Genomic DNA, 14462 nt, shown 5'->3' with positions numbered 1-14462 from the left:
CGGCGAGCGCCGCACCGCCGGCAGCGGTGGGGGCGGCATTTCCGCCGTCTCGCCTCCGAACCGGTCGAGCGCGAACGGCGCGAGAAGCAGATCGCGGCGATGGTGCGCGCCGGTCACGCCCCGTCGCTGGCACGGCGCATCCTGTCGCTGGATCCCGGCGAGCCGGACGACCTGATACTGGCCGAGTGATCCGTAAAGAAATCGTCGCGTTCGCGAAACATCGTGTTAGAGTGTGCCCCAGGGGGAGCACGCAACAATGCGTCTGGAAGCGCGAACGATTGCCGATGATTGCGTGGACACGCCGCTGGCGGGGCATGATCTGTCGTCGGCGGGAGAACAGGTAAAGCCCGCGGTACGCGGCGTCATCAAATGGTTCGACGTCACCCGCGGCTTTGGCTTCGCGGTGACCGACGATGACAGCATCGGCGATGTTCTGGTGCATTTTTCGGTACTTGAGGCGCATGGCCGCCGAACCTTGCCCGAAGGTGCCGTCATCCATTGCAACGTCGCCCGCCGGACGCGCGGGCATCAGGCGGTGGAGATCACCGAGATCGACCTGTCGAATGCGATCGAACCGGTCCGCCGCGTCGCCGACCGGCCCGACCGTCTGGCATTGGCGGATCAGGCAGGGCCGTTCGAACCGGTATCGGTCAAATGGTTCAACCGCCTGAAAGGATACGGCTTTCTGGTTCGTGACAGCCAGCCGGGCGACGTGTTCGTCCATATGGAAACGCTGCGCCGCGGGGGGATCGAGGACGTCGATCCCGAGCAACGGCTTGTCGCGCGCATCGTCGAGGGGCAGAAGGGGCCGTTGGCCATCCTGGTCGAAACGGGCGAGTAGACGCGTGAAGATAGGGCGATGTTCAGGGCTGGCGGCGATCGCGCTGCTGGCGGCGCTTGGAGCGTGCAAGGGCGAAGCGGGTGGCAACGAATCGCTGTCGGAACATGGCATGCAGGTGAAACCGGTGACCGTGACGACTGCCGCCGGCCAGTCGCATGTGTTCAAGGCGGAGGTCGCCGCGACCGAGGCGCAGCAGCAGCAGGGGCTGATGTACCGCCCGCCGCTCAACCCCGACGCCGGCATGTTGTTCGCACCCTATCCCCCCGATGGCGGTCCGCCGCGCGCGGCCAGCTTCTGGATGCGCAACACGCCCAATTCGCTCGATATCATCTTCATCCGTCAGGACGGCACGATCGCGACGATCGGCGAAAATGCCGTGCCGTTTTCCGAAGCGAAGGTGGATTCGGGCGAACCGATCGCCGCCGTGCTCGAACTGGCCGGGGGGCGCTCCGCGGAACTCGGCATCGCGGCGGGCGACAAGGTGACGTGGAAATGATCCGCCCCATTGTCGCAGGCGCACGGGGACGCTAAGCGAACGCGCATGGGTATCCTCGCGAACGTCTTCACCTGGTGGAACGGTGCCACCTTCGGCACCTGGCTCGGCTTGCGCGGCAAGACGCAGGTCGGCACCGACGACCTCGGCAACGCCTATTATCAGGGCGGTCGCGACACCGCGGGCAACCCGCGCCGCTGGGTGATCTATGCCGGGTCGAACGACGCCAGCCGCGTACCGCCCGAATGGTTCAGCTGGCTGCACCACCAGATCGAGGGCACGCCCGACCAGTCGCTGCCGCCCGTGCGTCAGTGGCAGCAGCCGCCGATCGCGAACCAGACCGGCACCGCGCTCGCCTATCGCCCGCCGGGCGTGCTCGACAAGGGCGGCGCCCGCGTACGCGCCACCGGCGATTACGAGGCGTGGAGCCCCGACGCGTGAACCCGCGCCGCTGGCTGGCCGGGCTGGCGATCGCGGTCCTGCTGGCGGTCGGCGGCTGGTTCGGCTGGAGCAGCTGGCAGTCGCGACAGGCGGCGCCGGCCAGCCCGCGCGCGGAAATCGCGGTACCCGAATCGGCGCGTCCGCGTGCCGGTGGTCCTGAGGTCGTCAGCGTCGATGCCGGGCTCGACAGCCGGTTGCTCGCCGGCGCCACGCCGATGGCCGAGCGGGTCGCGGTCGTCGGCCTGCTGAACAAGCGCAACGGCGAAACCCGCGACCTGACGCTGAAGCCCGGACAGGCGACCCGCGTCGGCGACGTGATCGTGCGCCTGCGTGCGTGCGAACGCACCGCGCCGTGGGAGCAGGAGCAATATACCGGTGCGTTCGTGCAGATGGACGTACGCGGCACCGACAGCAAATGGCGCCGCGCCTTTTCAGGCTGGTTGTTCAAGGAACGCCCGGCGCTGAACGTCGTGCTGCACCCGATCTACGACGTCTGGCCCAAGAGCTGCACGATGTCCTTCCCCGACACCGGGCCGGACACGGTATCGGCCGGGGCAGGCGCGGCACCGGCGGCCAGCGGAACCCGGCGGTCGAGCGCACCGAAATCGGCCGAGGCCAGCCCGGCCGCCGCCGAATCGAGCCCCAGCGCCCCAGACAACAGCGCCGAATAGGCCTTGCGCGGGATTTCCACCGCGCCCATCGACGCCAGATGGTCGGTCTGGAACTGACAATCGAGCAGCTGGAACCCGCCGAGCCGCAACCGTGCAACCAGCCATGCCAACGCGACCTTCGATGCGCTGGGCGCGCGGCTGACCATCGATTCGCCGAAGAACGCCTGCCCGAGCGCAAGGCCGTAGAGGCCACCGGCAAGCCGGTCGCCGTCCCACACCTCTACCGAGTGCGCGAACCCCATTTCGTACAGGCGCAGGAAGGCGCGTTCGATCGTGGCGTTGATCCATGTGTCCGGCCGGTCGGTCGCGCTTTCGGCGCACAGCGCGATGATATCCTCGAACGCGAAGTCGGCGGTCACGCGGTAGCGATCGGAGGCGACCAGCTTGCGCAGCGATCGCGACAGATGGAACCCGTCCAGCGGCAGCACCCCGCGCAGCTTGGGTTCGACCCAGTAGACGCCGGGTGCGTCGCGGTCGTCGGCCATCGGAAAGATGCCGCTGGCATAGGCCTGTAGCAGCGTCTGCGGGTCGAGGTCGAAATCGGCAGCCATCGGACGCATCCTAGAGCGGTTTCCGGTCGGACTGAACCATCGTCGTCGTTCCCGCGCACTACCGGTTCGGGCCTTACTGAAGTGCTCGGACCGATAACCTATTTCGTCACCCCGGGCTTGACCCGGGGTGACGAAGAGTGGTCCCGAATCAAAAAAACCGATCAGGCCAACTAATCGCCGCTCACTCCCCCGCCAGATAGCGGGCGACCGGCTCGATCATGTCCTCCGGGATGCGGCGGGCGATGACCGGCATCGTCGCCTGATCCTTGCGCGCGTCGACCACTTCCTTCTCGCCGCGCCAATGGCGCAGCCGCTCGGCGATATAGACCGCGCGCTGGCCGTCGATCACCGGAAAACGCTTCGCCCCGGCAGCATCGTGGCAGCTGCGGCAGGCGGGAAGTTCCTTGTCCGGCAGGCCGCGCTCGACGATCTGCCGCGCGGCGGCATCGCCCGCGCCGCCCCGGCCCGGTGCGATGCCGGGCATCGCGGCGAAACGCTGCGCCAGTGCGACGCGCTCCTGTGCCGTCAACTGCGCGGCGGCGTTGCCCATCACCGCGCTCTGGCGCTTGCCGGTCGCATAGGCTTCGAGCGCGGCGGCGAGGTAGGCGGGGTTTTGCCCGGCGAGGATCGGGATGTCGCCCTGTCCGCGGCCCAATCCATCGGTACCGTGACAGCCGGCACAGCTGTCGAACCGCCCGTTGGCCGCGCCGACACCCAGCGCGTTGCTGCCCGCCAGCACGCGATATTCCTGGGGGCTCATCGTCGGCAGACGGCGAACGAAGGCGACCATCCGCTTCACTTCGTCGGGTCGGTCCTTCGCGCCCCAGGCGGGCATGCCGCTGAACTTCACGCCATGTTCGAGAATCCAGTAGAGCTGGCGGTCGGTCCACTCTTTCGCGTTCTTAGACAGGTCGGGGGCAGGGGGCGTCGCCGCCTGCATCAGCGGCAGCGGGCGCACGCCCGGCGCGCCGTGGCACGATGCGCAGGACGACGCGTAATAGCCCGCCGCGCTGACCAGCCCGCTATCGTCGCTGGCTTCCTTCGGCGTCGTGAAGGCGGCGCGCGTCTGCACCGAATTGCGCATCACCCAGTGCAGGAACCAGTCGGTGATCGCCCAATGCCCCGACGATGCAGCGACGTTGAACAGCCCCGACCACGCATAGGCCATGCCCAGCGCAAAGATGCCGATCAGGGTCACGACCACGCGCTTCCACGTAAGGCGGATGGTCATGGCGTCGGCTCCGGTTGCCTGAGGAGGGTGGCGAGCAGCGCGAGGCCGCCGAGGAAATAGCTGGCGGCACCGACCATCAGCATGACGACCCCGCCGAGCTGCTGATCGGCCAGTGCATCGTGCATCCCATGCGCCATCGCCGGATAGAGCGGCCGCGGCGCAAGGCCGATCAGTGCGCCGAGCAGGGTCATGTGCATCGACGTCAGCAGCAGCGCACCGACCCCCGCCGCGCGCCGGTCGGGTCCGGTGCCCAGCACTGCCGCCCAGAGCAGCCACCCCGCGGCCAGGAACATTGCCTGTTCGACGATCATCGCCCCGACATGGCGGTCGGCCAGTATCCGTAGCGCCGGCAGGTGCCAGCCCCATACCGTCGCCAGCTCGACCAGCGACATGGCGAGCGGGGTCACGACCAGCGGCCAGCGGCGCGCCGGGTCGAAGCGGGTATCGGTCAGGGCGAAGGCGAGCAGCGGCGCGGCGACCGCGACCGCGATCATGTGCCCGGCCATATGCCCGACCATCCCCGCCTGCCCAGCCGCCAGCCACCCGCCGGGCAGCAGCACCAGCCCGGCGATCAGGCTCCAGCGCCTCATCGGCAATCCGTCAGGAACAGCACGGGGGCAGCAGTAAACACCACCCCGACGAAGCTCAATGCCGCCAGCAGTACGGTTGAAAATGCGAGGAAGCGGATGCGGTCGCTGTCGGTGCTTTCCTCGTGCGGGGCCGGGTCGCCCGGCACGCGCGACTGGAGGTGCGCGACGATCCCGGCGGCTAGGATGATCGCCAGCGCCGCGACCGTGCCGACCGCGTAGAGGATCGGCAGACGCGGAAACCCGCCGACCTTCGCGCAGTGGATCGCGGCCCACAGGTACGAGAACAGGAAATGCACCGCCCAGACGGTCGGCGGGACGATCAGCGACCAGAGCGTGACCTTCAGCCGGGCCACCATGCCGTGAAACCCGCGCTTCATGCGACCCCCGGGAACAGGCCGATCGTCGCATAGGTGACGATGGCGGTCAGCGCCATGAAGTGCTGGTAGACGGTGATGTTGCGAATGTCGGCGTCGTGGGTCGGCGTCATCCGCCCGGCGATGCTGCGTGCCAACGCGTACGCCTGCATGATCGCGCCGACCCCGGCATGCGCCGTGGTCCAGATCACCAGCGTCCATACGATCGCGGGATAGCTGTGCAGTTCGGGGTCGAGCCCGGTGGTCAGCGGCCCCTGCAACCCGGTCCAGATGCCGGCGAGGCTGGCGACGATGCCGACCACCAGCAATGCCCGTGCGACGCCCACGCCACCGCGCCGGTTCGTGCCCCGCGCGCCGACCGTCGCGCCCCAGCTGAGCAACGCGACGCCCAGCGACACCATCGGCCAGAAGGTGCCGGGACCGTCCATGCCGGGGCCCGACGGCGGAAATTCGGGATGCACCGTCCAGAAGAAATAATAGCCGAAGACGAGGCCCGAAAAGGCGGTGGCGTCGGCCATCATCGTGATGAACATCGCCCACCAGCCCGGCGCGGCCGACCCCGAGACATATAGCGGCAGTTCGATGCCGTGGCCGATCGGCTTGGACGGCTTTTCCGGAATTTCGGCCGTACCGGTCCACAGCCAGTAGAGGACGAAACCCAACGTCGCGACCGCACCGGCCAGCGACCACCAATAGAGGTGATAGGTGGTGAGGATGAACACGCTGCCCAATGCAATCGCGGTCAGCATCGGCACCCAGCTGGGCGTGCCCAACCGCACGACATAGAGGGGGCGCGCATCGAGCACGGTGGTCACGATGGTCTCGCGCCGGCCTTCCTCGGCATCGGGCAGGAAGAAGCGGCCCTCGTCGACCTTCTTCACGAAATCCTTCTGGTCCCAGATCGGGTAGCGGCTCTCGATCAGCGGCACCGAACGAATGCCCCAATCCTCGTCATCGGGATGCGCCAGCCATTCGAGCGTGCCGGCGTGCCACGGATTGCGCACCGCCTTCGGCCGCCACGGTGAACGTGCGAGGTCGATGCAGACGACCAGAGTGCCCAGCGCAAAGAGATAGGCACCCATCGTCGAGGCAAGGTTCAGATAGTCGATGCCGAGTTCGCTGGGATAGGTGAACACCCGACGCGGCATGCCGTACAGGCCGCTGAAATGCATCGGGAAGAAGGTCAAGTTCGCGCCGACGAACAGCATCCAGAACGCGGTGCGGCCTAGCTTGTCGGACAGCTTCTTCCCCGTGATCAGCGGCCAATAGTAATAAAGCCCGCCGAACAGCGGCAGCAGCGTGCCGCCGATCAGCACGTAATGCAGGTGCGCGACGACGAAATAGGTATCGTGCGCCTGCCAGTCGAACGGCGCGATCGCCACCATCACCCCGGTCAGGCCGCCGATGACGAAGATCGCGAGGCTGCCGCTGGCGTACAGTAACGGTGTCGACCACTTCACCTTGCCGGCCCACAGCGTCGCGATGAACGCGAAAATCTGGATCCCGGTCGGGATCGCCACCGCTTCCGACGCGGCGGAGAAAAAGGCGAGACTGATCTTGGGCAAGCCGGTCGCGAACATGTGGTGGACCCACAGCCCGAACGACAGGAACGCAGTACCGACCGCCGCCAGCACGATCCACGGATAGCCGAGCAGGTGTCGCTGGGCGAAGGTCGGGATCATCATCGCGAACAGCGCGATGGAGGGCAGGAAGACGATATAGACTTCCGGGTGGCCGAAGATCCAGAACAGGTGCTGCCACAACAACGGATCGCCGCCGCGCGTCACGTCGAAGAACGGCCAGTTGAGCAGCCGCTCCATTTCGAAAAGGATGTCGCCGGCGATCAGCGGCGGGAAGGCGAACAGGATCATCACCGCGACGACGAGGATGTACCACGCATAGAGCGGCATCAGGTTCAGCCGCATCCCCGGCGGCCGACACTTCAGCACGCCGACGATCAGTTCGACCGCCGCTGCCACCGACGACACCTCGATGAAGCTCAGCCCCAGCATCCAGATGTCGGCACCCAGCCCCGACAGGTCGGTGCGGGTGGTGAGCGGCGGATACATAAACCACCCGCCATCGGGCGCGGCGTTGAAGAAGATCGACCCGCCGACGAAAATGCCACCGATCAGGAACGACCAATATCCGAACGCCGACAGGCGCGGAAAGGGCAGGTCGCGCGCGCCTAGCAGCTGCGGCAACAGGATGATCGATACCGCCTCGAACATCGGGACGGCGAACAGGAACATCATCATCGACCCGTGCAGCGTGAACAGCTGGTTGAAGCTGTTTGCGGACACGAGGTCGTTGTCGGGCACCGCCAGCTGGGTGCGCATGATCAGCGCCAGCACACCCGCGAACAGCATGAAGCCGAACGCGGTCAGCGTGTACCACGCGCCGACACGGTTGTTGTTGCAGTCGGTCCAGCGCAGGAAGATGCCCTGCGGTGCCTTCCACACGGCACGCAGCCGTTCTTCCTGCGCGGCGCGGAGCGCGGGATCGTCTTGCGCGTGGAGGCTCATTTCAGGCTTTCCAGATAGGCGGCGATCGCCTGCGCGTCCTCGCGCGACAGTTGCGGATAGGCGGGCATCCGCGCGCCGGGTTTCACCGACGGCGCGTCCTTGATGAAACGGACCAGCGCCTCGCGGGTCATCCGCGTGGTGCCGGCGCCCAGCGAGGCGCGGCTGCCGATATGGGTCAGGTCGGGGCCGATCAGCCCGGCGGCGGGCGTGCCGGCGATCGCGTGGCACCCGGCACACCCATTCGCGGCGAACGCCTGCGCCCCCGGAGCAGTGCCGGCGGCCGGCGCGGCGGGACGGCGCTCGTTGGCCAGCCATGCGTCGAACGCCGCTGGCTCCATCGCGACGACGTCGAACGCCATCAGCGCATGGCTGAGGCCGCAGAATTCGGTACAGACGCCACGGAAAACGCCCACCTTCGTCGCGCGGACGACCAGCCGGTTGGTCCGGCCGGGGATCATGTCCATCTTGCCGGCGAGGCCGGGAATCCAGAAGCTGTGGATCACGTCGCCGGCGGTCAGGTCGAACTGCACGGTGCGTCCGACGGGAATGCGAATTTCATTGGCGGTCAGGAGCGGCGGGCTGCCCGGCGGCTGATAGCGGACGCGCCACCAGAATTGCTCCCCCTGCACCGCGATGCGCAGATCGTTCGCCCCGACCGGCAGCGGGCGCATCGACGGCAGGCTGTAAAGCAGCAGGGCGAGCAGCACGACCACCGGCAACACCCCGCCGAGCCAACCGACCATGCGCATCCCGCCTGACAGCGTCAGCCGTCCTTCGGGTGCACGCACGGCGGCAATCATCAGTCCGGCGACGCCGGCGGCGATGATGACCGCCCCGATCAGCATGACGATGGTCAGATGGCGGACGGTCGCCGCCTCTTCGCCAAAGACGCTCAGCGCCGACTGGTGCCGATTGCACGCCCCCAGCGACAGCAACGCTGCCGCCCCGACACTGGACCTGATCCGGCGCATGTTCCCCCTTCGCCCCGTGCCGGCGTATACGGCACGGTATCGAAACGAGATGTCAGCTTTTGCGTTCCACGGCCTTGGTATTTGGTCCGCCGCGAACCGGGGGAGGCTATGCCAGCCAGCCGCCGGTGAACCCCGCCCGGGTAAGCCCGCGGCGAATATGCGGATTGCGCCGCATCACTTCCCAGATCATCCCCGAACGCTGGTTTTCGATCATCAGCACGATCGGCCCCTGATCGATCCCCAGATAGTCGCCATCGACCCAGCCCACGCCGGGCACGATCTTCCCATGCTGAAGCGGGCGGTCAGTCCGCGTCAGCGTCGGGTTGAAGCTGTCGAAGAAGCCATATTTATCGTAAATGCCGGCACCATAGCGGGCGTGCATCTTGCCAATCATCGGCTCGACGATTTCGGGTGCGAACGCGATCGATCCGAGCGCCGCGGTCGGCGCCAGCGTGCCGTCGTCGCGCTCACCCGGACCGCGGGCCGAATAGCTGAAGAACTCGCGCTGGCGCCCATCGATGGTGACCGCGAAGTCGCCTGGCCCGTCGCACGCGGTCAGGCCCCAGCAGTCGTTGCCATAGCCGAGCTTGCCGCCAGGATTTTCGTTGGCATAGGCGCGCTGGGCATAGGTCGCGCGGCGGCTGTTCTCGAAATAATCGATGCCCTTCGACGCGATATACGGATCGCGGATACCGCGGAAATCGATCCAGACATGGCTGTACTGGTGGCCGAACATCGGTGCGAACTGCAGATGCGGCTCACCCCAGCGATTGCCCCAGCTCGCCTCGAACTTCTGCGTCAGCGCGGTCCAGGTCGCGGGCGGCAACGGATGCGTCGGGCTGGCCAGCGCCAGCACGTACAGGATCATGCCCTCGTTATAGATGTTCCAGTCGGAGGAGATGAAGCCGCTTTCGGGATGCCAGCCCATCGACACGAACGGCGGACGCGGCACGATCCAGTCCCATTCGACCGCACGATAGAGTTGCTCGGCAAGGTCGCGGATGCGGGCTTCCACCGGGTCGGCGCGATCGAACCAGCTTTGCGCGAACAGCACGCCGCCCAGCAGCAGCGCGGTGTCGATCGTCGACAGCTCGCATCGGGCAAAGCGCTGTCCCTTGGTCACGCCGAGGAAATGGTAGAAGAAGCCCTTATAGCCGCTGAACCCGGTCTCGCCGTCGCCTTGCGGCGCCTTTGCGAAGAACTCGAGCAGCGCGAGGGTGCGGGTCGCATGCTGCTCGCGGGTGATCCAGCCATGTTTTTCGCCCACCGCATAGGCAGTCAGCGCAAAGCCGCAGGCGGCGATCGATGCGAAGCTGGGCGTCGGCCAGCGGTCCATCGCCAGCCCGGTATCGGGATCGGCAGTGTCCCAGAAGAAACGGAACGCGCGCTCCTGAATATCCGACAGCAGGTCGGTCGCGGGCGCAGCCGTGGTGCGCGGGCCGATCCCGGTCCGTGGCGCGCAGGCCCCGACAAGCGCGGCGGTGCTGGCGGCAAGGAAGAAACGGCGATCGATCACGGGCAAGCCCCTTGGAAAGAAATCAAAAAAATGCCGGGACAGGCGGGGGAGCCTGTCCCGACAGGGGAGGGAAGGGTTAGAAGTTGAAGCCCGCCGACAGCTTGATCGTGCGCGGCTGGTTACCGCCGATGCTGAACGACGACCGTTCGCCATAGACCGACTGCGTGCCGTCGGTCCGGCTGTTGTCGAGTGGCGAGTTGTTGAAGTCGATATAGTTGCGATCGTTCATCAGGTTGATGATGTCGACGCGGAAGCGGATCCGCGCGGTATCGTTGACGAAGCGGATCGGCACATACTTCGTGGCGGCGACGTCGAGCTGACGACGACCCCATTGATCGCCCAGGCTGTCGCGGAACCGGCCCACGAAGTTGCGCTGATATGGGTCCGAGCTATCGAACGAGGTCACCATAAACATCGGCGATTCGATCGAGAACTTGCTCGACAACGACAGCCCGATCGGCGTGTCGACACTGCCCGCCATGACGAAACGATGGCGCGGCACGCCGGCTGACCGGAGTGTCGGGTAATCGTCGATCGACGGGAAATCGAGGCTGAACGTCTCGCCGAACTGCCGGTTTTCCGACGCTTCGGTGAAGGTATAGGTCGCGTCGAGGCTCCACGGCGACGTCGGCGAATAGGGCTTGGTCAGCTTGATATAGGCCGAATCCGCATCGGTCTTGAGCCCGTTGTCGCCGATGATGATCGAACCGAAGCCGGGGGGCGTGAAGCCGAACGGCGACTGCGGCGTCGGGTTCTGTGCGGTCGGCGCCGGCGCGAAGAACGATCCATCAGGACGACGATTGCCCAGCAGGTACACGAAGCCGTCGCGGCTCGAGATATGCTGATAGCCGACTTCGAGTTCGATTGGGTTGAAGCGCGAACGGAAGCCCAGCGAGAACTGGTCCGAATACGGCATCTTCAGATCGTTCTTGATGAAGCGCAGTTCGCGTCCGCCGCCGGTGCTGCTCGATGCCAGCTGCGCCCGGCCTTCCGCGGTCAGGTAGATCGGGTTCCACGCGATACAGGTCGCCGACGGCGTACACGGGTTCAACTGGTCCGCGCCTTGGAACAGGAAGGTCCGCTGCTGGAAGGCGCCAACCGACAATTCCTGCTGGAGGAAGTCGAACTGGTTGCGATCGTACGACCGGCCGAAGCCGCCGAACACGGTGAAGCGGCCTTCCTCGTCGATGCGATAGGTAAAGCCGACACGCGGCTGGATGGCGCCCATGAACGCCTTCCGGTTGTTGCCGGTCGAGATGTAGTCGTTGATGTTGTAATCGGCGTTCTGCAGGTTCGGATACTGCGCAGCCGAGATTGCGGTCAGGTTCGACTGTGGCGTGACGAAGTCGAGGAACGCCGGGGTGCGTTCGTAATCCCAGCGTACGCCGAGATTCAGCGTCAGACGATCGGTGACGTCCCAGTCATCCTGAAGATAGATGCCGAACTGGAAGTTCTTTGACTCGATGGTCGAGCTGCCGAAGCCGCTGGGGGCACCGAAGACGAGACGGTAGGGGACATCGGTCTGAAAGCCGGTCTGGCTGTTGAGGTTCACATCATAGGTATAGGAACCGTTGATGTTATTCTGTTCGAGCGTGGTGAGGTTGACCCACTTCGCTTTCACGCCGGTCTTGAAGGTGTGCCCTTCGAGGCCGGTAAAGGTGAAGTCGTTCTGGACGGTCCAGCCCTTCTGGCCCTTTTCCTGGAAATTGGTGCCGCCGCCGATACGCAGCAGGTCGATGCGTCGCGAACCGGTTGCGGTGATTTCGGTGCGCTGGAAGAACTGGTTGATATCCTGTTCGACCGGGCGCGGCGACCACAGGACGTCCTCGTACGACACGCGGAAATCGTTGATCCAGCTGTCGGCGGTATGCTGCCACCGGGCGAGGCCGCGGACGTCCTTGACCGAATTGTTGGTCCGGGTGGAGAAGGCGTTGATACCGCTGCCGAGGTCGTCGCCGCTTTCCTTGCGATACTTGCCCGAGAATTCGAACAGGTCTTCTGCGGTCGGCGAAATATCGATCTTGCCGAAGATCAGGTCTTCGTTGAACGTGTTGGTGAAGTTGCCGAAGCGCGAGCGCAGATCGGCGGGAATGACGCTGATGTCGACGCCGTTGCCCGGCAGCACGTCGACCGGGCGTTCCTGCCGCTTGCCTTCGTAGCTGACGAAGAAGTGCGCGATATCCTTGATGATCGGACCGCCCAGCGCGACGCCGTACTGGATATCCTTGGTATCGACCTTGTCGACACGGGTCGGGAACAGTTCGGTCGGACGACGGTCGCGCAGGTTCTGGTTGGTGAAATCGACGAACCCTTCGCCATGGAACTCGTTCGTGCCCGACTTGGTGCCGGCGACGATCGCGACCGAGCTGACCTGGTCGAACTCCGCCTTATAGTTCGACGACAGCACCTGATATTCGCCGATGGCGAGCTGCGGGAACGGGTTGCCGGGCGACGAATCCTGACCGGTCACGCCGTTCTTCAGGACGTAATCCTTCTGGCTGACGCCGTCGATGAACACGTTGACCGAGTTCGACCGCTGCGCACCGCCCTGCAGGCGGGCCTGGCCGTTCGCGCCTTCCTCGACGAACCGGACGCCCGGCGCCAGATCGGCGAAGGCGAGGAAGTTGCGGTTGTTCTGCGGCAACTGTTCGATCAGCCGCTGGGTGATGTTGATGCCGACCTGGCCGCCCGACAGGGTGCGGATGCGGCTGCCGGTGACGATGATCTCCTGATCGCTGCCCTCGACGCTGCCCGGTTCGGTCTGCGTCGTCTCACCCGTCGGTGCGGCGGGGGCGGCGGGCGCCGTGGTCAGGTCGATATCCAGACCGGCATTCTGCCCGACGCGCAGCGTGAATTCGTCCGAATTGCGCGTGCCGTTGGTCAGCTGGATTTCCAGCCGATAGGTGCCGGCGCGCAGCGAGGCGAAGTTGTAGGTGCCATCGGCACCGATGGTGGCGGTACGGCGGATGCCGGTCGCGACCTCGACCGCGGTCACTTGCGTCGCCTGGTTGCCCGCAGGCGACGTGATCGTGCCGCGCAGCGATGCCTGGCCGACCTGGGCGTATGCTGCCACCGGTGCGAGCATCGCGCCCGTCGCCAGCGTCGTCGCGGCGGCGAGTGCCGCGCGGATCATGCTATTCCTCATGCGTTGTTTCCCCTTATGCCCCGGTTTTCCGGGTCTTCCCTTGGTGAAGTGGTGTCGCGCACGACCAGAGTCGGTGCGCGCAGTTCGATGCTGCGGTCGTCCGCGCCGTCGATCTGTTCGATCAGGCGGGCGACCGCGCGTTCGCCCAGCAGCGCGATGTCGATGCGCAGCGTGGTAAGCGATGGCGAGATAAGACGGGCGAGCGGAATGTCATCGAACCCGGCGACCGCGATCTGGTCGGGCACGGCGATGCCGGCACGGCGGAACGCCATCAGCACGCCGATCGCCATCATGTCGTTGGCGGCGAACACCGCATCGACGTCGTCCCCCCGTTCGACCCATCGTTCCGCCGCCGAAACGCCGGAGTCCTCCAGAAAGGTTCCACGTTCGACGATCGACGGCAGGCCGGCATCAGCCATGGCCGCTTCGTACCCGCCGAGCCGCTCTTCGGCGTCGATGTTGCCCGCCGGGCCGGCGAGATGGACGATCCGGCGGCGTCCGGTCGCGACGAGATGCTCGACCATCATCCGCGCCCCGGCGACGTTGTCGATGCGCAGTTCGGGTCGCGGTTGGTGGTGCGGCGCGCAATTGACCATCACCGCGGGTACGCCGACCGGCAGGTGGCTGAGCAGCTGGTCGGGATCGATATGCGGCGCCATCACCACCAGACCGTCGACGCGGCCGCGCATCGTGTGCAGCGCTTCCACGCCGCGCGCGGAATCGGCATGCATGTTCGACAGCAGCAACTGCAGCCCGCGTTCCGACGCCTCGCGGTCCATGCCGCGCAGCAGTTCGGAGAAGAACTCGCCATGGAGTTCGGGCAGGACCACGCCGATCGCGTTCGAACGCGCAAGGCTCAGCGAGCGCGCCCCGGCATGGGGGACGTAGCCGAGCTTGGCGGCGGCGGCCTCCACCTTCTCGCGCAGCGCCGGGCGGACATTCTCGTGGCGGTTGAGCACGCGCGACACCGATGCGACGGACACGTCCGCCGCACGAGCCACATCGCGGATGGTGGCGTTCGCCATGCCCCTGTCGTCCACTCCCTGCCTCGCCCGCGACCATCGCGGCGAATCCGTCGGCTGCCATGCCGATCGCTCTTGATGTAACCGGTTA

At 66.1% G+C, this 14462-nt stretch carries 12 protein-coding genes and 2 pseudogenes; 5 read left to right on the top strand and 9 right to left on the bottom strand.

The window, feature by feature from the left end:
- The 5 genes and pseudogenes from MF610_RS08265 to MF610_RS08245 form a co-directional block, all read left to right on the top strand.
- Window positions 1-189, top strand: a pseudogene (locus MF610_RS08265) (hypothetical protein); the annotation flags it as partial.
- Window positions 190-292: 103 nt separating this feature from the next.
- Window positions 293-841 (top strand): cold-shock protein, encoded by a 549-nt coding sequence (locus MF610_RS08260; RefSeq protein WP_242194758.1) that lies wholly within the window; start codon window positions 293-295, stop codon window positions 839-841.
- Window positions 842-845: 4 nt separating this feature from the next.
- Window positions 846-1337: a DUF192 domain-containing protein gene (locus tag MF610_RS08255; protein ID WP_242194756.1), complete on the top strand. Its 492-nt coding sequence runs from the start codon at window positions 846-848 to the stop codon at window positions 1335-1337.
- A 45-nt stretch (window positions 1338-1382) separates the two neighbouring features.
- Window positions 1383-1775, top strand: a complete 393-nt coding sequence (locus tag MF610_RS08250; protein WP_242194755.1) for an NADH:ubiquinone oxidoreductase subunit NDUFA12 — start codon at window positions 1383-1385, stop codon at window positions 1773-1775.
- 215 nt (window positions 1776-1990) lie between these two features.
- Window positions 1991-2224 (top strand): annotated as a pseudogene (locus tag MF610_RS08245) (DUF2155 domain-containing protein); the annotation flags it as partial.
- A 35-nt stretch (window positions 2225-2259) separates the two neighbouring features.
- Here MF610_RS08245 and aat read toward each other — a convergent pair.
- From aat to MF610_RS08200, 9 genes are all read right to left on the bottom strand, one after another.
- Window positions 2260-3006 carry a leucyl/phenylalanyl-tRNA--protein transferase gene (aat, locus tag MF610_RS08240; RefSeq protein WP_380870897.1) on the bottom strand — a complete coding sequence of 249 codons (747 nt, stop codon included), beginning with the start codon at window positions 3004-3006 and terminating at the stop codon, window positions 2260-2262.
- A 172-nt stretch (window positions 3007-3178) separates the two neighbouring features.
- A complete protein-coding gene (locus MF610_RS08235; protein WP_242194749.1) occupies window positions 3179-4228 on the bottom strand; it encodes a c-type cytochrome in 1050 nt (349 codons plus the stop codon).
- Window positions 4225-4818: a cytochrome c oxidase assembly protein gene (locus MF610_RS08230; protein WP_242194746.1), complete on the bottom strand. Its 594-nt coding sequence runs from the start codon at window positions 4816-4818 to the stop codon at window positions 4225-4227. The genes MF610_RS08235 and MF610_RS08230 overlap by 4 nt, the downstream gene beginning before the upstream one ends.
- Complete coding sequence (locus MF610_RS08225; protein ID WP_242194745.1) at window positions 4815-5195, bottom strand: hypothetical protein; 381 nt, start codon at window positions 5193-5195, stop codon at window positions 4815-4817. Before MF610_RS08225 ends, MF610_RS08230 begins: the two co-directional genes overlap by 4 nt.
- Complete coding sequence (locus tag MF610_RS08220) at window positions 5192-7717, bottom strand: cbb3-type cytochrome c oxidase subunit I (RefSeq protein WP_242194743.1); 2526 nt, start codon at window positions 7715-7717, stop codon at window positions 5192-5194. Before MF610_RS08220 ends, MF610_RS08225 begins: the two co-directional genes overlap by 4 nt.
- On the bottom strand, window positions 7714-8688 hold the full coding sequence (gene coxB, locus MF610_RS08215) for a cytochrome c oxidase subunit II (RefSeq protein ID WP_242194741.1): 975 nt from the start codon (window positions 8686-8688) through the stop codon (window positions 7714-7716). The genes MF610_RS08220 and coxB overlap by 4 nt, the downstream gene beginning before the upstream one ends.
- A gap of 106 nt (window positions 8689-8794) precedes the next feature.
- A complete protein-coding gene (locus tag MF610_RS08210; RefSeq protein WP_242194739.1) occupies window positions 8795-10204 on the bottom strand; it encodes a glucoamylase family protein in 1410 nt (469 codons plus the stop codon).
- 76 nt (window positions 10205-10280) lie between these two features.
- On the bottom strand, window positions 10281-13349 hold the full coding sequence (locus MF610_RS08205) for a TonB-dependent receptor domain-containing protein (RefSeq protein ID WP_242194737.1): 3069 nt from the start codon (window positions 13347-13349) through the stop codon (window positions 10281-10283).
- Window positions 13346-14374, bottom strand: coding sequence for a LacI family DNA-binding transcriptional regulator (locus MF610_RS08200; protein ID WP_242194735.1), 1029 nt, complete (start codon window positions 14372-14374; stop codon window positions 13346-13348). Before MF610_RS08200 ends, MF610_RS08205 begins: the two co-directional genes overlap by 4 nt.
- Between the last annotated feature and the right edge of the window lie 88 nt (window positions 14375-14462).

It is taken from the genome of Sphingomonas hankookensis, from assembly GCF_022664465.1.
Lineage (GTDB): Bacteria > Pseudomonadota > Alphaproteobacteria > Sphingomonadales > Sphingomonadaceae > Sphingomonas > Sphingomonas hankookensis.
Note: the sequence above shows the minus strand (reverse complement) of the source record. Positions and strands in the feature narration are given on the sequence as shown.